We start from the raw sequence: 15,834 nt of genomic DNA, 5'->3' as shown, positions 1-15,834 counted from the left end.
TTTGCACAATGGACCTTGCTCTCGACCGCTTACTCGCCGCCGCCAATCAAGTCATTCTCGGTAAACAACCCCAAATTCGTCTGGCGGTGTGCTGCCTGTTGGCCAGAGGGCATTTGCTGATTGAGGACATTCCCGGTGTCGGCAAAACCACCCTCTCCCACACTCTGGCGCGCTTGTTTGGTCTGGAATATCAGCGGATTCAATTCACCAGCGATATTTTACCGGCGGACATCGTCGGTTCGTCGGTATTCGATGCCCATCAACAGCTCTTCAGCTTTCATCCGGGGCCGATTTTCAAACAAATGATCCTGGCCGACGAAATCAACCGGGCCACGCCCAAGGCACAAAGTGCCTTGTTGGAAGCGATGGAAGAACGGCAAGTAACCGTCGAAGGCCGGACTTACCCCTTGCCGCAACCGTTTTTTGTCATCGCTACGCAAAATCCGGCGCATCAGATTGGCACCTTCCCGTTACCGGAGTCGCAAGTCGACCGGTTTTTGATGCGTATCGAGTTGGGTTACCCCAGCCGGCAAGCCGAACGGGAATTACTAAGCGGTCAACCCCGGCATGTGTTGATCGACGAGTTGCCGGTGGCCTTACTACCCGCGCAATTGGCTGATTTGCAACAGGCGGCGGATCAGGTACACGTATCGCCGGCCTTACTGGATTATCTGCAAGCCATTCTGGCGTTCAGCCGCCAATCCAACGACTTTGCCAGCGGCCTGTCGCCGCGTGCGGGCTTGGGTTTGTTGGCCGCCGCCAAGGCATGGGCGCTTATCGACAAGCGCAAGGCCGTGTTGCCTGAAGATCTGCAAGCGGTTTTGCCGGCAGTGGCCGGACATCGTTTAAACGTGGGCGCCAATGATTCGGCGGCCATCGTCGCGCCCATTCTCAAGCACGTACCGGTACTTTGAACGAAGCGGCCTTATCCATAAAACAGCGCTTTAAACTGTCGCGCTTTTTTACCGGTGAGGCGCCGACCGCAGGACCGATTGTGTTGACGCAGCGGCGGGTATTTATTCTTCCCACGCAACGCGGCTTGGCTTTTGTGCTGTTGATTCTGTTATTGGTACTGATAGGTTTTGTCTACAACAATAACTTGGCGTATTTGCTGGGATTTTTACTGGCCAGCATCTTTTTCGTGACCATCCTGCACAGCTTCAAGGCCTTGGCTGGATTAACGATTCAGCCGGCCCGGCAGCACGCGGTGTTTGCCGGCCAGGCCGGGCCGTTTAATTTCCAGATCAGCAATCCGGGCTCGCAGCCGCGCTTTGCTTTGGATTTGGCTTTGCAATCTGAGTTATCCATAAGCTTGGCCGCCGAGCAAACCCAAACGGTGACGCTATATCAACCCACCCGGCAACGTGGCTGGCAGTTGCCGGGTACACTGACCCTTTCCAGCACCTACCCCTTGGGTTTATTTCGGGCTTGGGCGCCACTACGTTTCGATAGCCCGCTGCTGGTGTATCCCAAGCCGGCCAGTAAACTACTGCCGTTTCCGGACAGCGACGGCGGTCAGGATAAGCCCGGCCAAAACCGCCGCAGCGGCGATGAATTTGATGGCGTAAGAGTGTATCAGCGTGGTGACGCGATTCGGCAAATCCATTGGAAAGCCTTTGCCAAAGGCCAGGGCGTGCATAGTAAATATTACCGCGGCACCAGTGCCAACGAATTGTGGCTGGATTATCAACAGGCACCGGGGCATCACACCGAAGAACGCCTCAGCCAGTTATGCCGTTGGCTAGTGGACGCCGAACAAGCCGGTTTACGCTACGGCTTGGTGCTGCCTGGCTTGCGTCTGCCACCGGACAACGGCGCCGCGCATTACCGTCACTGCCTGCAAGCCTTGGCGCTGTTTTGAGCATGCCGTTTCTGCCGTCCACGCGGCTGATGTTGTTTATGTTGGGTTCGATAGGCCTGATTACCTTGCCGCATGCCTGGCATATTCCGCCGATATTGTTTAGTTTTTTCACTCTGCTGCTGCTCTGGCGCTTGCTGAGTGTTTGGCAGCCCCGCTATTTGCCAAGCCGGTTTGGCGTGTTTTTATTGATGCTGCTGGGAATAGGCTTGTTATACAGTCAGCAGCACTCGGTATTCGGCCGCGATGCCGGCACCAGTCTGTTCGTGGTGGCCTTGGGTTTGAAGTTGTTGGAAATTCACGGCCGGCGCGATGTGTATGTAATCGTTTATCTGGCTTTCATCGTGGCGGTCACGCAGTTTTTGTACGAAGAAAGTATCTTGATGGCGCTTTATATCCTGCTGGTATGCGGGGTTTTGCTGGCTACCTTGATTACGCAAAACAGCCACACGCCGCAAACTCTGGCGGCCTTAAAAACCTCGGCAGCGATTATTCTGCAAAGCCTGCCGCTGGCTCTGGTGTTGTTTGTGTTGTTCCCGCGACTGGAAGCGCCACACTGGAGTTGGTTGGACGATGATACGCATGCCAAAAGCGGTTTAAGCAATACATTGGAGCCTGGCTCCATCGCTGAACTAAGCCTGTCGCCGGAACTGGTGTTCAGGGTTAAATTTGACGGAGAAATGCCGCCGCCGGCGCAGCGCTATTGGCGCGGGCCGGTGTATGCCAATACCGATGGCATAAGTTGGCGAGCGCCGCCGGTGTTAGGGCGGGAGAACAATCCGGATCAACCAGTTTTTACAGGCACGACTTACGATTACACGCTGATGATGGAGCCACAGAAACAGAATTGGGTATTCGCGCTGGAAATGCCCAGCCAGTTTGACGGCTTGCGGCGCAACGGCTTGTATCAGCTAATTACCAGTAAAAATCCCGGCGACCGCGCCGAGTATCGGCTGAGCTCGTCGCCAGCCTATAACACCGGCGGCATCAGTAAATCCGAGCGTCGGGAAAGCTTGCAACTACCCGGCAAAGCGTCGGAAAAAATCGTCGAATTGGTTAAGCAGTTACAAGGCCGGCCAGCAAGCCCCGAGTTGTTTATCGCCAATTTGTTGCAATATTTCCGGCAGGAAAATTTTCATTACACCTTAAGCCCGGAAGCGATGCCGGATAAACCCATCGAGACGTTTTTGTTTGAGCGCCGTGCCGGGTTTTGTAGCCATTACGCCACGGCCTTCGTCTATTTGCTGCGCGTGGCGGAGATTCCGGCCCGGGTGGTGGGCGGTTATCAAGGTGGGCAGATTAACCAAGTCGGCGGCTTTCTGGAGATCAGGCAAGCCGATGCTCATGCTTGGGCGGAAGCTTGGTTGGAAGGACGCGGCTGGGTCAGATTTGACCCGACTGCCGCCATCGCTCCGGAACGCATCGAGCGCGGCGTGAATGTGGATTTACAGATTGCTAGCGGTGCGGTGAATTTCAGCCCGGTGCAACTCGATGCCAAGACCTTGTCCTGGCTGCAACGCGGCCGGCAATTGTGGCAAAGCGTCGATTACAACTGGCAACGCTGGGTTATCAACTATGACACGGTTAATCAGAAAGCGTTTTTACAGAGCTTAGGAATAGACAGCTTTGTGAAGCTTGGCTATTGGCTGGTGATTAGCGTTGCCGGTATAGGTGGTGTCGTGGCTTGGCGCTTGTTGCGGCCTAACCGGCGCCGCCAAGATCCGGCGTTGCGCTTGTACCGGCAATTTTGTACCAAGTTGGCTAAAGCCGGATTAAGCGTTGACATTGGCGACGGCCCCCAAACCGTCGCCGAGCGCGCCAAAAAACTGCGCCCGGATTTGGCCGAAACGATTGAGCGGATCACCGCGCTTTATATTCGCTTAAGCTACCAAGCCGACAGCGAAGCCGGCGATTTGCAGGTTCTAAAAGGACTAGTCGCGCGCTTTAGGGTTTAAATATACCTTTCCCACCGCAAATTTCGGCATATATGCTTGATAGCCATCAGGGAGCGCTGGCGTGAGGGAAGCAAAAAACGAAATTTGCAGCGCGAATTTATGCGACGGATTAATGTAAATCCGGCACTTCTTCAGCCCCTTTTAGGGCTGGATTCTTGGCCGCGGCCGCAGCTTGTTCCTGTTGTTTTTGTTTGTTGCCTTCGCCGAACATCACCGCGCCGGCCATGAATATGGCGCCGGCAATCGCGATGATAGGCAGGCGACCGGGTTTGTCCATCCACAGCAGTATCCACTTGGGTTTGATCAGGCCGACGACCAATATAATCGCCGCCAAAATCATCACGTTAAAACTGTAGTAGATCAAAGTATTCATGAATCGGAACCCTGTTTCCAGCAAGTTAAAGAGACATACATTATTATTAGCCGCGTGACCGTTGGCAATACACAATTCATTTTCATAATTTAGGAGGCGCTATGGGCGGCTTTGGTTTATTCGCAATAATGTTGTTGGTATTTGCGGTTTTGATGGTGTTCATGAGCGTCAAATCTGTTCCGCAAGGCATGGAATACACCGTCGAACGCTTCGGTAAATATACCGCGACTTTGACGCCTGGCTTGAATATCATCATGCCTATCATCGACCGCATCGGCCGCAAGCTGAATATGATGGAACAGGTGCTGGACGTGCCGTCGCAAGAGGTCATTACCAAAGACAACGCCATGGTGCGGGTGGATGGGGTGATTTTTTACCAGATCATGGATGCCGCCAAAGCGGCGTATGAAGTCAATTTCCTGGACGTGGCAATCATCAACTTGGTGATGACCAATATTCGTACCGTGATGGGTTCCATGGACCTGGACGAACTCTTGTCACGTCGTGATGAAATCAATGCCCGGCTGCTGAACGTGGTCGACGAGGCCACCTCGCCGTGGGGTATTAAAGTCACCCGTATCGAAATCAAAGACATCGCCCCGCCCAAGGACTTGGTCGATTCCATGGCCCGGCAAATGAAAGCTGAGCGGGAAAAACGCGCACAGATTCTGGAAGCCGAAGGCTTGCGGCAAGCGGAAATTCTGAAAGCCGAAGGTTTGAAACAAGGTGCGATTTTGGATGCGGAAGGCCGCAAAGAAGCCGCATTCCGCGACGCCGAAGCCCGCGAACGTCTGGCAGAAGCGGAAGCCCGCGCCACGATGATGGTGTCGGAAGCCATCTCCAAAGGCGATGTGCAGGCCATCAATTACTTCGTCGCGCAAAAATATATCGAGTCTTTAAAAGACGTCGCCTCCGCCAACAACAGCAAACTGATCTTCATGCCGCTGGAAGCCTCCAGCGTCATCGGCGCGCTGGGCGGCATCGGCGAACTGGCTAAAGAAGCCTTAAACAAAAAGGCCTGATTATGGGGGAGCAAGACATCGTATTTTGGTACTGGTGGGTGCTGGCGGTCGGCTTTTTGGCCTTGGAAATCGTCGTCACCGGCTTCTTTTTTCTGTGGTTGGCGGTGTCGGCGTTCATCGTCGGCGCGGTAGTGCTGTTAGTGCCGGCCACGCCGTTCAACGTGCAGTTATTGATGTTTTCCTTACTGGCGGTGTTGTCGGTATTGGGCTGGCGCAAATACGCCCGCACCCGCGCAGTGGATGCCACCGATCATCCTTTATTGAATCAGCGTGGCGCTCAATATATTGGTAGGACTTTTTTTCTGATTGCGCCTATCGAGAATGGTCAGGGTAAGATTAAGGCCGACGACACGGTTTGGAAGGTGCATGGGGAGGATAGTCCGCTGGGGGCTAAGGTGAAAGTGGTGGCGGTGAAGGGGGCGGTGTTTGAGGTGGAGGTTTGTGAGTGAATTTCTTGCTCTGACCAATTACCGCTTATTCCGCAATCAATTTTAGGAGGAAGAAATAGTGTCAACTGATGTCACTGGTCAAGTCACTATCGATCAACATCCCGAATTATCCTACGAGAGCCCAAGTGTTCACTTGTCTCCGACAAGTTTTGCGATCTCTAGGCCCGCAGGAGATACCAGCTCATACGGTGGCATATTTGATTTCTCGATATTCAATGTTAATGTTCTGGAGCGATGGCTCTACGAAGTCCGGAGACAACCAATATTTCGTCTGAGTTGCAAAGGTGATCGCTTGGGGTCAATGGATTGTCTTCGAGGCTATGCCGCAGCAGCCGATACCGACTCAGGACATTCGACCTTTCTTATTTGCTCTATAGATATGGTTTTGAATCTATCAAGGACATCGGTGCATTTTCAGATCGATGGCGAATTTGGTCAATCGCTGCCTTACACCAAGCCGTTGTATAAAGAGCTATCAACCTTTTCCATTGTCTTTACTATCGAAGATGATGAAATGCTTAATGTGTGTCGAGACCGCGGGCAAAGGCTACTTGACTATCGAAATCGGTTCGTTTTTGGTGGTAAAAATGCGGAGCCATCCGGCTAGTTTCGTAGTTCGTAGGGTGGGCACGGTTTTCGTGCCCACGCGGATTTGAAGTATTTCAAAATAATGTGTCGCTGGCTCGACGGCTGGTTTTAATGTCGGTTCGCGGACCGACAACCGCGATACTTTCGCTACGAAAACCGTCCATGGTTTTCGCCCTCCGGGCCAGCCTACCGGCTGTTCAAATTCGCTCCAGGCGAATTTGTGCTCCGCCAAAAGAAAGTATCCTAAGAAAAGGCGGCCCGGATGCCGCTTGCACCCTGCGTTCCTCGCTTTCGCCGGGGGTTGACGAAAGGGGCTTCCTGCCCCTTCGTCAACGCGCCGCATCCATGCGTCGCCCCTACGGGCTAATCCCGCCGAAAGCTCCGGTACTCAGCGCGGCATACGGGAGAAAACCCCGTCCAGTAATTTGAAGCTTGATACGCATTTAGGCTATGGATCCAGCCAAACCATTATTAGTTGGATTTGAGCCAAGTTGTAGTCATTGGCTTATACATTCAAATTGGCCGGAAGCACCAGCCTTTAGAGCATTCCCACATTCGGGTAAGATGAGATCACACATCAAGCAAACTTTCTCGATCTCCAATACTTGAATTTTGCGACTACCTCTCCATCACATCCCGTCTGATTCCTCTCTGAGTAGCTAAAGTGCGCAATTACTCCTATTTCCCGGCTTTGCCTGTATAATCCCCAGCAGAGTTGGCCGAACAGTCGCCGTTTTATGCAAATAAAAGGGAGGAAAGTCCGGGCTCCATAGGGCAGGGTGCCAGGTAATGCCTGGGAGGCGTGAGCCTACGGAAAGTGCCGCAGAAAATATACCGCCTGGTTTTTCGGAACCCGGTAAGGGTGAAATGGTGCGGTAAGAGCGCACCGCGCAACTGGTAACAGGTGTGGCAGGGTAAACCCCACCCGGAGCAAGATCAAATAGAGGAGCATTGGCGTGGCCCGCGCTGCTCCTGGGTAGATTGCTTGAGCGTCAGAGTGATCTGACGCCTAGATGAATGGCTGTTCAAGACAGAACCCGGCTTACAGGCCAACTCTTTCTCTTCTTTTTCTTTTGCAATCCGCAAAATACTCCATGACAGCAAAAACCGACGAATTTTTCCGCAAGGCCGATCAGTTGATTGCCGCCGGCCGCTTCATCGACAGCAAGGGTTGGGTGCCCGCCACCAGCGGTAATTTCTCCGCTAAACTCAGCGACGGCAATATCGCGATTACCGTATCCGGCCGCCATAAAGGCCGCTTGCAAACCGATGACATCATGTTGATCGACAGCAAAGGTCATTCCCTGGACGGCAAGAAACCTTCGGCGGAAACGCTATTGCACACCTCGCTGTACCAACGTTTTCCGGAGGTTCAGGCGGTGCTGCATCCCCATTCGATCAACGCCACTTTGACGGCGCGCTTGTTCAAGCATGAGATCGTGCTGAAAGATTACGAACTGCTCAAGGCGTTTGCCGGCATCAATACCCATGAGACCCGCATTTCCATCCCGATTTTTGCTAACGATCAGGACATTCCCCGGTTGGCCGACAAGGTGGACAATTACCTGGACCATCACACGCATGACGTTTACGGCTATATTATTGCCGGCCACGGTTTTTATACTTGGGGCGCATCGGTAGATGATGCCTTGCGCCACCTGGAAGCATTGGAATTTTTATTCGACGTTGAAATTCGCCTACATGGAGTAACACGATTATGCGCGCATTAACCCTTTACCCTGCCGATAAACCGCAACAAGGCCATACCTTTCTCGACTTTGCAGCCATCGCCGAGCAGCTGCAAGGCATAGGCGTACAGTTCGAGCGCTGGCAGGCCGATTGCGAATTTTCGCAGACGGATGATGCCGATGCGGTACTAAAGGCCTATCAAAGCTCGATAGACAAACTCAAACAGCAATACGGTTTTCAGTCGGTGGACGTCATCAGCCTGAACGCCGACCATCCCAATAAAGAGGCTTTGCGGCAGAAGTTTTTGGCCGAGCATACCCACAGCGATTTTGAAGTGCGTTTCTTCGTGGAAGGCAAAGGGCTGTTTTATCTACACGTCGGCGATCAAGTGTACGCGGTGCTTTGTGAGCAGGGCGATTTGATCAGCGTACCCGCCAATACTACACATTGGTTCGATATGGGGGAAAATCCGGCGTTTAAATGCATACGCTTGTTCACCACCGAAGACGGTTGGGTAGCGGAGTTTACCGGCAATCCGATTGCAGAAAGTTTTCCGACGCTGGACCAATACGTCGCCGGCTTATGATCAAGGCTATCGTTACCGACATTGAGGGAACCACGTCGTCATTGTCGTTCGTCAAAGATGTGTTGTTTCCGTACGCCCGCGCCCGCTTGCCGGATTTTGTGAGACGCCATCGAGAGCAAGCCGAGATCAAGCTATTATTGGCCGATGCCAAGCAGTTAGCCGACGTAGAACTCGATGACGATGCACTGATTGCACAGTTCATCCACTGGATAGATACCGACCAAAAAATTACGCCGTTAAAATCCTTGCAGGGCTTGATCTGGCTGGAAGGCTATCGCAACGGCGATTTCACCGGCCATGTCTATGAAGACGCTGTGCGCAACTTGAGAAACTGGTTTGGCCTGGGCTATAAGCTGTATGTCTATTCCTCCGGCTCGGTGCAGGCGCAAAAACTGCTGTTCGGGTACAGCGACTTCGGCGATCTTACCCCCATATTTTCCGGTTACTTCGATACACACATCGGCGGCAAGAAAGAGGCAACATCGTATGAGCGAATTGCCGCCGAGCTTGGCTTGCCGGCCGAACAAATCCTGTTCTTGTCGGATATAAAAGACGAATTAGACGCCGCCCGCCAGGCCGGCTTCGCCACTTGCTGGCTGGTGCGCGACCAGGTTCCCGACACCAGCGCCGAACATGTGCAAGTCAGCGATTTTGATGGCATTCATCTGTAAACCTGGCACTGTTTACCTATGAAAATAGCAATCCTGTCGCGTGACGCGACGCTGTATTCCAGCGTCCGGCTGCTGGAGGCCGCCGCCGCTCGCGGCCATGAGGCCAGGGTGCTGGACCCGACCCACTGTTACATGAACATCACCTCCATGAAGCCGTCCATTCATTACATGGGTGAAAATCTGGTGGGTTACGACGCGGTCATTCCCCGCATCGGTGCGTCTATCACCTTTTACGGCACGGCGGTGCTTAGGCAATTCGAGGTGATGAACACCTTCGTTCTCAACAATTCCGCATCGATCAGCCGCTCCCGCGACAAACTGGCGTCCAGCCAGTTGCTGGCTCGCAAGGGTATCGATTTGCCCATTACCGCGTTTGCCCATAATCCGGACAATATCGAAGACCTAATCGCCGAAGTCGGCGGCGCGCCGCTGGTGATCAAACTGGTGGAAGGTTCGCAAGGCATAGGCGTCGTGCTGGCGGAAACTCATAACGCCGCGCATAGTGTGATTCAGGCGTTCATGGGTCTAAACGCCAACATCATGGTGCAGGAGTTCATTCAGGAAGCGGCGGGTAGTGATATTCGCTGCTTTGTTATCGGCGACAAAGTGGTCGCGGCAATGAAACGCCAGGGCCGTGAAGGTGAATTTCGTTCCAATCTGCATCGTGGCGGCACGGCCACGCTGGTCCGATTGACCCCGCAGGAGCGCTCGGCGGCAGTGCGCGCCGCGAAAATCATGGGGCTCAACGTCTGCGGCGTGGATTTGCTGCGTTCCAAACGCGGACCGCTGGTGATGGAAGTCAATTCCTCCCCTGGTTTGGAAGGCATAGAAAAAACCAGCGACAAGGATATTGCCGGCTTGATGATTGAATATATTGAAAAGCATGTCGGGAAAAATAAATCCGGGTAATCGGTAACCCGGATTTAGTCAACAGAATCGTTAAAGCGTTGGAGGGGGATCGCGGGTTGGGCGAGAAACCCAGCCGATATGGATTATTTTTCCAATGTCACGAATGCCAACTTGGAAATCCCGGCATGCTGTACTGTCGCCATCACTTCCGCCACTTTGCCGTAATTAACGCCTTGATCGGCATAAATGTGAATGATTAGCTCGGGGTTGCCGGCCAATTCGTTCCTCAGCGTGGTATCCAACGCCGCTAAATCGGCCACGGCGTTTTTATTCAGGGTTACGGCACCTTGCGCGTCGATACCCAGTTGCATAGGCTGCTTTTCCAAATCCGGCGTCGTGGAGGCCGTTTTCGGCAAAGCCACGTTGACCGATTGGGTCAACAACGGTGCGGTGACCAACAAGATAATCACCAACACCAACATCACATCTACCAGCGGCGTAACATTAATCTCGCTAACCGGCCCATCGTCGTCTGAGTTTGTTTTAAATCCCATGTAATTAATCCTTGTTTTTACTGGTATTGATGTTTGAGTCGCCGAAGGCGATATGCAGAAAACCCTCGACGAAATTTTCCAGCGAAGCCCGATGGTGCTTGGCGCGACGCTGGAAGAAATTATAGGCCAACACTGCTGGTACGGCTACGGCGATACCGATAGCCGTAGCAATTAATGCATCGCCGATTGGCCCGGCCACTACGTCCAAACTGGCCGAACCGCTGGCGCTGATGTCGTGCATGGCGTGCATGATGCCAAGCACGGTACCGAACAGGCCGACGAACGGCGCGGTGCTACCGATACTGGCCAGCATGGTCAAGCCACTTTCCATTCGGCGTTGTTCGTCCTGAGTCTGTTTACGTAAGGTTTGTTCCAGCAAGTCTTGTGGAGAGCCACGAAACTTAAGGCTGGTGCAGGTTTCCGGATGAGTCATTTCCGCCAACCAGGCAAAGCCGCAGGCTGCAACCCGGGCTTTGGGGCCGCGTGCAGTTTCTGGAGGCAGTTGCTCTGCGGCCTTTAAATCCGTAGCGTCCCAAAAAGCATTGTTGTACTGTTTGTTATAGTAATTGTTCTTGGCAAACTGCCAGATTTTGAAAAAAATCAACGTCCACGTTATCAACGAAAACACTAGCAATGTGTAAAGGGTAGCGTCGATAACCGCTTCCGGGGCTATATGGTAGGGCATTAATCTCTCCGATTTTTATTCACGCAAAGTAAAAATTATTGGCACAATCACCGAACTGGCCACCGGCGTCTCGCCGCGTTTGGCCGGAATGAATTTCCATTTTTTCACGGCTTCCACCGCCGATTCGTCTAGCATCTCGTGGCCGCTGCTGTGCTCGACCGCCACCGAATCGCTTAAACCCTCCGGCGAGACTTGCACCCGTAACATCACCTTGCCCTGCCATCCGCGGCTTTTCGCAATCATCGGATATTCCGGCTTGGGGTTGTGGGCGTAGTTTGCCCGAAAATTGGCTTCGGTAAACTGCTCGGCGTTGGTTGCGGTCGTGTTGGTCGTCGTAGTCGTTACCGGCGCACTGCTCGCTGTATTGCTTACCGGTGTCGGCGGCGGCTCGGAAACCGGCTCAACCGGCGCATACTCAGGCGCCTTTTGCACGATAGGCGGCGCTTTTTTGGGAACCGGCTTGGGCTGCGGCTTTTTCGGCGGCGGCTCTTTTTTGGGCGGCGGTGGGGCGGGTCGGCGGCGGCTCGGAAACCGGCTCAACCGGCGCATACTCAGGCGCCTTTTGCACGATAGGCGGCGCTTTTTTGGGAACCGGCTTGGGCTGCGGCTTTTTCGGCGGCGGCTCTTTTTTGGGCGGCGGTGGGGCGGGAGGTGGTGGGGCGGCGGCGGGCTTAGGCGCAGACATCGCAATCATCGATACTTCCATCATCAAAGGTTGCGCCGGCGTGACTTTTTCCTCGGGTTTCAATAATTGCTGCAAACCCCAAACATGCAGCAACGCGACTAATAGCGTTAACAGCCTCAGCATGCTGGCGGGCCGTTCCTCTCCCAATAGCCTCCGCCAAAATGAGTCGGAACCGCTTGCCACTGCCGGCAGATAACCGCCGAACGACGCTAACTCTTTATTTTGCAAAGCATCCTCGTGGTTTTTAAATAAATACATATAAACTGTTGAATACAAAATTAAGCGCGATTCGAATTTAGCCGGGCATTGTAAATTAATACGTCTTAGCGCGACAGCCATCCTTACAGGAAACAACACTATCTAACCATTCCTTACTAAGACGTTTCAGCCGTCAAAATCCCCACTGGCTGATGACGGTTTCGGGCTAAATTACAATCTGTGGCATAATTTCCACTCCCGTCTTGTATTTCCGATTGATTCCATATGTCCGTAAAACAATCCGATCATCCCCAGGGTCAAGTCAACACACTGGCTTTAAGCGCGATAGGCGTGGTGTTTGGGGACATCGGCACCAGTCCTTTGTATGCGGTAAAAGAGGTTTTTCACGGCGGCTTGCCGACCGATGCCACCCATGTGCTCGGGGTGCTGTCCTTGATTTTTTGGGCTATCACCTTGGTGGTCACCACCAAATACGCAATTTTTATCATGCGCGCCGACAACAAGGGCGAAGGCGGCATCATGGCCTTGATGGCGCTGGCCTTGCAGGGGTCCAAAGATAATCCGGAACGCAAAGCGTTCATCGTCACCATCGGCCTGCTTGGTGCATCGTTGTTTTATGGCGACAGCATGATTACCCCGGCCATTTCGGTACTCAGCGCCGTGGAAGGTTTGCAAATCGTGGCGCCGCGTCTGGAACATTACGTTTTGCCAATCACCATCATCGTGCTCAGCGTGCTGTTTTTTATCCAGACCAAAGGCACCGGCAAAGTCGGCAGAATGTTTGCGCCCATCATGTGTTTCTGGTTTGCCACGCTGGGTCTTTTGGGGGGCATCAGTATTGTCCAGCATCCGGATGTATTGATGGCGGTCAACCCCTATTACGCGGTCAGTTTATTAATTGAATTGGGCTGGAAAGGCTTTTTAATCATGGGCGCGGTGGTGTTGGCGATAACCGGCGCCGAAGCCCTATATGCCGATATGGGACATTTCGGCTTAAAACCAATTCGGCGCGCCTGGTTCTATTTCGTATTTCCGGCCTTGCTGCTTAATTACTTTGGCCAAGGCGCATTGTTGATCGGCAATCCCAAGGCCGTTGAAAATCCGTTTTATCTAATGGCACCGCATTGGGCCCTGTATCCGCTGCTGATCCTGGCGACACTGTCCACCGTGATTGCCTCGCAAGCCGTCATTTCCGGGGCGTTTTCTGTAACCCGGCAAGCCATACAACTCGGTTACTGTCCAAGGATGAATGTTCGCCACACCTCCGGCGACGAAATGGGCCAAGTCTATTTGCCTGCCGTCAACTGGCTGCTAATGGTCTCGGTGTTTATTTTAGTTTTGAGTTTCAGATCGTCGTCCGCATTGGCATCGGCATACGGCATTGCCGTAACCGGCACGATGATTGTCGATACCATCCTGGCCTTTATCGTGATCCAGGCCCTATGGCAATGGAACAGAGCCACCAGCATTGCTTTTCTATCGACCTTTTTGATTATCGACCTGCTGTTTCTGTCTTCCAACAGCCTGAAAATCCCACACGGCGGTTGGTTGCCGCTGGTGGTGGGTACGGTATTTTTCTTGATTATGACCACCTGGATCAAAGGTAAGGAATTGTTAGCCAGGTACCTGGACGAAAAACGGGTATTGTTCGAGGACTTGGACGAACGTTTGAAAGACCGGCCCCTGGTTACGGTACCCGGCACGGCAATCTATATGGCCCGCAGCGTACACGGTGTGCCGCAGGTCTTGCTGCACAACCTGGAGCACAACCATGTGATGCACGAAAAACTCATCGTGCTGACCATCGTGACCCGCGAGGAACCTTACGTGGATGAAGCGCATAGGGTAAAAATCCGCATGTTCGGGGATAGCGGCGGCTTTTACCGGGTGAAATTGTATTTCGGCTTTCAAGAAGAACAGGACGTACGCCGCGCCCTGCAACTTTGCTGTCATGAAGGTTTGGATATCGATCAAAAAACCGTATCGTTTTTTATCGGTAGCGAGAAACTGTCGTTCCGCCGCAAAAGCCCGATGCCGAAATGGCGGCGCTCCTTGTTCAGTTTCTTAACGCATAATTCCAGTAGTGCGATAGAGTATTTCAAAATCCCCGTCGAACGTGTGATCGAGCTGGGAATCCGCATCGAATTGTAGAAATCCACTGTGCGCCTCGGCGCGCTTAGTCGCCGCGTCTGCCGAAACGGCCGCCCCAGCCGCCGCGCTGATGGTCGCCGTCACTGTCCCTGCGCCCGAAACCGCGTTCCTGTCGCTCCGGCATCGATTGTTGTTGGAGGGATCTTTGTTCGGCATGCCGTTCACGATCAAAGTCCCGACGCCCCAAGTCCCGCCCCTGCCAACCGCCAACACGATGATCGAAATGCGGCATTGGTTGATGCCAGTCATGATGATCATCGTGATGATGCTCCGGACGATAACTCGGCTGCACATAATAGCGGCCGTAAGTAATACTGGTGCTCGGGCTGGCATAACTACGCCCGTAGCTTTGGTAATAGCCGGGCGACGAGTAAGCACTGCCATAACCATAGTCACGCTGATAATAGCCGGTCGCGCAACCCGATAGGGTTAATACGGCGATGGTAAGAATGCTGACTTGTATGGTTTTCATGACTGCCTCTTGGCTGGTTGGCCCTCTAATGTAAAGTTAGGCTTAGCATATCCGAGGCAGACTTAATCAATGCTTAACCTGAGGCGCCGACCAAAAAATGTTCCGGCTCGGCAATCACCGGATTGCTTAGCGCGCCGATGCCTTCTATCTCGATACGCACAGTTTGTCCCGGTTTCAGATACCCGCGCGGCTTCATTTTTACTCCCACCCCAGCCGGTGTACCGGTACTGATCACATCGCCCGGCTCCAACGTCATCACTTGTGTCAGATAAGCAATCAACTCGTAACAATTAAAAATCATGTCGCCGGTATTACCGTTTTGCCGCAACTCGTCGCCCACCCAGGTTTTTAAACTGAGATTATGCGGATCGGCGATTTCGTCGGCCGTCACCAGCCATGGCCCCAGTGGACCATGAGTATCGAAGGATTTGCCCAAGGTCCAGGTTGGCGTGCGTTGCTGCCAATCGCGCACCGTCACATCGTTGCAAATGGTGTAGCCGGCGATAACTTCATGTGCCTGTTCTACCGTTACGTGTTTGCAGCGCTTGCCAATCACAAACGCCAACTCACCTTCGTAATCAACCTTGTCCGACACCGGCGGCAGATGAATCGCCTCGCCATCGGCAATGACGCAGGTACTTTGCTTGGTAAAAAAGGTTGGATATTCCGGTTTTTCCATTCCGGTTTCACCTATGTGATCGGCGTAATTCAAACCAACGCCCAACAGCTTGCCGGGACGCGGAATCGGCGCCAACAACTGCACGTCGCTGAGAGCGATGCGTTCGCCGTCGGCAGCAATCTGCTTTTGCAGCGCTAGTTTTGCCGACTCTCCAGCCGCCAGAAAATCGAGCATATTGCCGGGCAAATCCGCGCCGGCCGGGACGATTTGCGCGCCAACCAGTGCGCCTATATGTACTTGACCATTGTATTTATAGCTCAGTAGTTTCATACCGAATCAACTCTTCATCCAAACAAAATCCGCATTGTATCGCAGTGCCGGTGTCGCCCAGCAAAACCCGCGAACTGGA

At 53.2% G+C, this 15,834-nt stretch carries 18 protein-coding genes and 1 other RNA gene; 12 read left to right on the top strand and 7 right to left on the bottom strand.

Translation table 11 applies throughout. The features are described from left to right. Positions 1-8 precede the first annotated feature (8 nt). Genes CWO84_RS16285 through CWO84_RS16275 form a run of 3 tightly spaced genes read left to right on the top strand, consistent with a single transcriptional unit; the run spans position 9 to position 3,813 of the window. On the top strand, positions 9-914 hold the full coding sequence (locus tag CWO84_RS16285) for an AAA family ATPase (protein ID WP_101053851.1): 906 nt from the start codon (positions 9-11) through the stop codon (positions 912-914). After that, the gene (locus CWO84_RS16280; RefSeq protein WP_101053848.1) at positions 911-1,861 is read left to right on the top strand and encodes a DUF58 domain-containing protein; all 951 of its coding nucleotides are present in this window, start codon (positions 911-913) and stop codon (positions 1,859-1,861) included. The genes CWO84_RS16285 and CWO84_RS16280 overlap by 4 nt, the downstream gene beginning before the upstream one ends. A gap of 2 nt (positions 1,862-1,863) precedes the next feature. Continuing rightward, the gene (locus CWO84_RS16275) at positions 1,864-3,813 is read left to right on the top strand and encodes a DUF3488 and DUF4129 domain-containing transglutaminase family protein (RefSeq protein WP_101053846.1); all 1,950 of its coding nucleotides are present in this window, start codon (positions 1,864-1,866) and stop codon (positions 3,811-3,813) included. Between the two features lie 109 nt (positions 3,814-3,922). Here the strand turns inward: CWO84_RS16275 and CWO84_RS16270 are convergent, their stop codons facing one another. After that, a complete protein-coding gene (locus CWO84_RS16270; RefSeq protein WP_033158303.1) occupies positions 3,923-4,186 on the bottom strand; it encodes a hypothetical protein in 264 nt (87 codons plus the stop codon). A gap of 101 nt (positions 4,187-4,287) precedes the next feature. On the opposite strand from CWO84_RS16270, the gene CWO84_RS16265 reads away from it, so the two are divergent. The 8 genes from CWO84_RS16265 to rimK all read left to right on the top strand — a co-directional run bounded on the left by CWO84_RS16265 (position 4,288) and on the right by rimK (position 10,100). After that, positions 4,288-5,208 (top strand): SPFH domain-containing protein, encoded by a 921-nt coding sequence (locus CWO84_RS16265; protein WP_033158304.1) that lies wholly within the window; start codon positions 4,288-4,290, stop codon positions 5,206-5,208. A gap of 2 nt (positions 5,209-5,210) precedes the next feature. Next, positions 5,211-5,657: an NfeD family protein gene (locus tag CWO84_RS16260; protein WP_033158305.1), complete on the top strand. Its 447-nt coding sequence runs from the start codon at positions 5,211-5,213 to the stop codon at positions 5,655-5,657. A 58-nt stretch (positions 5,658-5,715) separates the two neighbouring features. Further along, positions 5,716-6,264, top strand: a complete 549-nt coding sequence (locus CWO84_RS24220) for a hypothetical protein (protein ID WP_129871318.1) — start codon at positions 5,716-5,718, stop codon at positions 6,262-6,264. A 692-nt stretch (positions 6,265-6,956) separates the two neighbouring features. Then, positions 6,957-7,306, top strand: an RNA gene (gene rnpB / locus CWO84_RS16250) — RNase P RNA component class A. Between the two features lie 33 nt (positions 7,307-7,339). Continuing rightward, on the top strand, positions 7,340-7,975 hold the full coding sequence (locus tag CWO84_RS16245) for a methylthioribulose 1-phosphate dehydratase (protein ID WP_101053844.1): 636 nt from the start codon (positions 7,340-7,342) through the stop codon (positions 7,973-7,975). Then, positions 7,963-8,520 (top strand): cupin domain-containing protein, encoded by a 558-nt coding sequence (locus CWO84_RS16240; RefSeq protein WP_101053841.1) that lies wholly within the window; start codon positions 7,963-7,965, stop codon positions 8,518-8,520. Before CWO84_RS16245 ends, CWO84_RS16240 begins: the two co-directional genes overlap by 13 nt. Then, complete coding sequence (mtnC, locus tag CWO84_RS16235) at positions 8,517-9,191, top strand: acireductone synthase (RefSeq protein ID WP_101053838.1); 675 nt, start codon at positions 8,517-8,519, stop codon at positions 9,189-9,191. The genes CWO84_RS16240 and mtnC overlap by 4 nt, the downstream gene beginning before the upstream one ends. 18 nt (positions 9,192-9,209) lie before the next feature. After that, a complete protein-coding gene (gene rimK / locus CWO84_RS16230) occupies positions 9,210-10,100 on the top strand; it encodes a 30S ribosomal protein S6--L-glutamate ligase (protein WP_033157488.1) in 891 nt (296 codons plus the stop codon). A gap of 83 nt (positions 10,101-10,183) precedes the next feature. Here the strand turns inward: rimK and CWO84_RS16225 are convergent, their stop codons facing one another. The 4 genes from CWO84_RS16225 to CWO84_RS25015 are packed head-to-tail and all read right to left on the bottom strand — an operon-like array spanning position 10,184 to position 12,222. Continuing rightward, positions 10,184-10,594, bottom strand: a complete 411-nt coding sequence (locus CWO84_RS16225; protein WP_033157489.1) for a biopolymer transporter ExbD — start codon at positions 10,592-10,594, stop codon at positions 10,184-10,186. Positions 10,595-10,598: 4 nt separating this feature from the next. Beyond that, complete coding sequence (locus CWO84_RS16220; protein WP_101053835.1) at positions 10,599-11,279, bottom strand: MotA/TolQ/ExbB proton channel family protein; 681 nt, start codon at positions 11,277-11,279, stop codon at positions 10,599-10,601. 15 nt (positions 11,280-11,294) lie between these two features. Continuing rightward, the gene (locus tag CWO84_RS25020; RefSeq protein WP_165786350.1) at positions 11,295-11,711 is read right to left on the bottom strand and encodes an energy transducer TonB; all 417 of its coding nucleotides are present in this window, start codon (positions 11,709-11,711) and stop codon (positions 11,295-11,297) included. Next, positions 11,695-12,222 (bottom strand): hypothetical protein, encoded by a 528-nt coding sequence (locus tag CWO84_RS25015; protein WP_240618083.1) that lies wholly within the window; start codon positions 12,220-12,222, stop codon positions 11,695-11,697. Before CWO84_RS25015 ends, CWO84_RS25020 begins: the two co-directional genes overlap by 17 nt. Positions 12,223-12,447: 225 nt before the next feature. Between CWO84_RS25015 and CWO84_RS16205 the strand changes: the two genes are divergently transcribed. Then, positions 12,448-14,334: a potassium transporter Kup gene (locus tag CWO84_RS16205; protein ID WP_101053830.1), complete on the top strand. Its 1,887-nt coding sequence runs from the start codon at positions 12,448-12,450 to the stop codon at positions 14,332-14,334. A gap of 25 nt (positions 14,335-14,359) precedes the next feature. Here CWO84_RS16205 and CWO84_RS16200 read toward each other — a convergent pair whose 3' ends face one another. Both CWO84_RS16200 and CWO84_RS16195 read right to left on the bottom strand, forming a co-directional pair. After that, positions 14,360-14,806 carry a hypothetical protein gene (locus CWO84_RS16200; protein WP_101053827.1) on the bottom strand — a complete coding sequence of 149 codons (447 nt, stop codon included), beginning with the start codon at positions 14,804-14,806 and terminating at the stop codon, positions 14,360-14,362. Positions 14,807-14,879: 73 nt separating this feature from the next. Beyond that, a complete protein-coding gene (locus CWO84_RS16195) occupies positions 14,880-15,755 on the bottom strand; it encodes a fumarylacetoacetate hydrolase family protein (protein WP_101053824.1) in 876 nt (291 codons plus the stop codon). Positions 15,756-15,834 lie beyond the last annotated feature (79 nt).

It is taken from the genome of Methylomonas sp. Kb3, assembly GCF_002834115.1.
GTDB classification, from domain to species: Bacteria; Pseudomonadota; Gammaproteobacteria; order Methylococcales; family Methylomonadaceae; genus Methylomonas; species Methylomonas defluvii.
The sequence above is the reverse complement of the archived record's forward strand: the minus strand, read 5'-3'. Positions and strand labels throughout refer to the sequence as shown.

Coding starts and splice junctions, on each gene's coding strand:
- CWO84_RS16245 (WP_101053844.1), top strand. CDS start 7,340: ATGACAGCAAAAACCGACGAATTTTTCCGCAAGGCCGATCAGTTGATT.
- CWO84_RS16225 (WP_033157489.1), bottom strand. CDS start 10,594: ATGGGATTTAAAACAAACTCAGACGACGATGGGCCGGTTAGCGAGATT.
- CWO84_RS16275 (WP_101053846.1), top strand. CDS start 1,864: ATGCCGTTTCTGCCGTCCACGCGGCTGATGTTGTTTATGTTGGGTTCG.
- CWO84_RS16270 (WP_033158303.1), bottom strand. CDS start 4,186: ATGAATACTTTGATCTACTACAGTTTTAACGTGATGATTTTGGCGGCG.
- CWO84_RS16200 (WP_101053827.1), bottom strand. CDS start 14,806: ATGAAAACCATACAAGTCAGCATTCTTACCATCGCCGTATTAACCCTA.
- CWO84_RS16260 (WP_033158305.1), top strand. CDS start 5,211: ATGGGGGAGCAAGACATCGTATTTTGGTACTGGTGGGTGCTGGCGGTC.
- CWO84_RS16285 (WP_101053851.1), top strand. CDS start 9: ATGGACCTTGCTCTCGACCGCTTACTCGCCGCCGCCAATCAAGTCATT.
- CWO84_RS25015 (WP_240618083.1), bottom strand. CDS start 12,222: ATGTATTTATTTAAAAACCACGAGGATGCTTTGCAAAATAAAGAGTTA.
- CWO84_RS16195 (WP_101053824.1), bottom strand. CDS start 15,755: ATGAAACTACTGAGCTATAAATACAATGGTCAAGTACATATAGGCGCA.
- rimK (WP_033157488.1), top strand. CDS start 9,210: ATGAAAATAGCAATCCTGTCGCGTGACGCGACGCTGTATTCCAGCGTC.
- CWO84_RS16220 (WP_101053835.1), bottom strand. CDS start 11,279: ATGCCCTACCATATAGCCCCGGAAGCGGTTATCGACGCTACCCTTTAC.
- CWO84_RS16240 (WP_101053841.1), top strand. CDS start 7,963: ATGCGCGCATTAACCCTTTACCCTGCCGATAAACCGCAACAAGGCCAT.
- CWO84_RS16205 (WP_101053830.1), top strand. CDS start 12,448: ATGTCCGTAAAACAATCCGATCATCCCCAGGGTCAAGTCAACACACTG.
- mtnC (WP_101053838.1), top strand. CDS start 8,517: ATGATCAAGGCTATCGTTACCGACATTGAGGGAACCACGTCGTCATTG.
- CWO84_RS16265 (WP_033158304.1), top strand. CDS start 4,288: ATGGGCGGCTTTGGTTTATTCGCAATAATGTTGTTGGTATTTGCGGTT.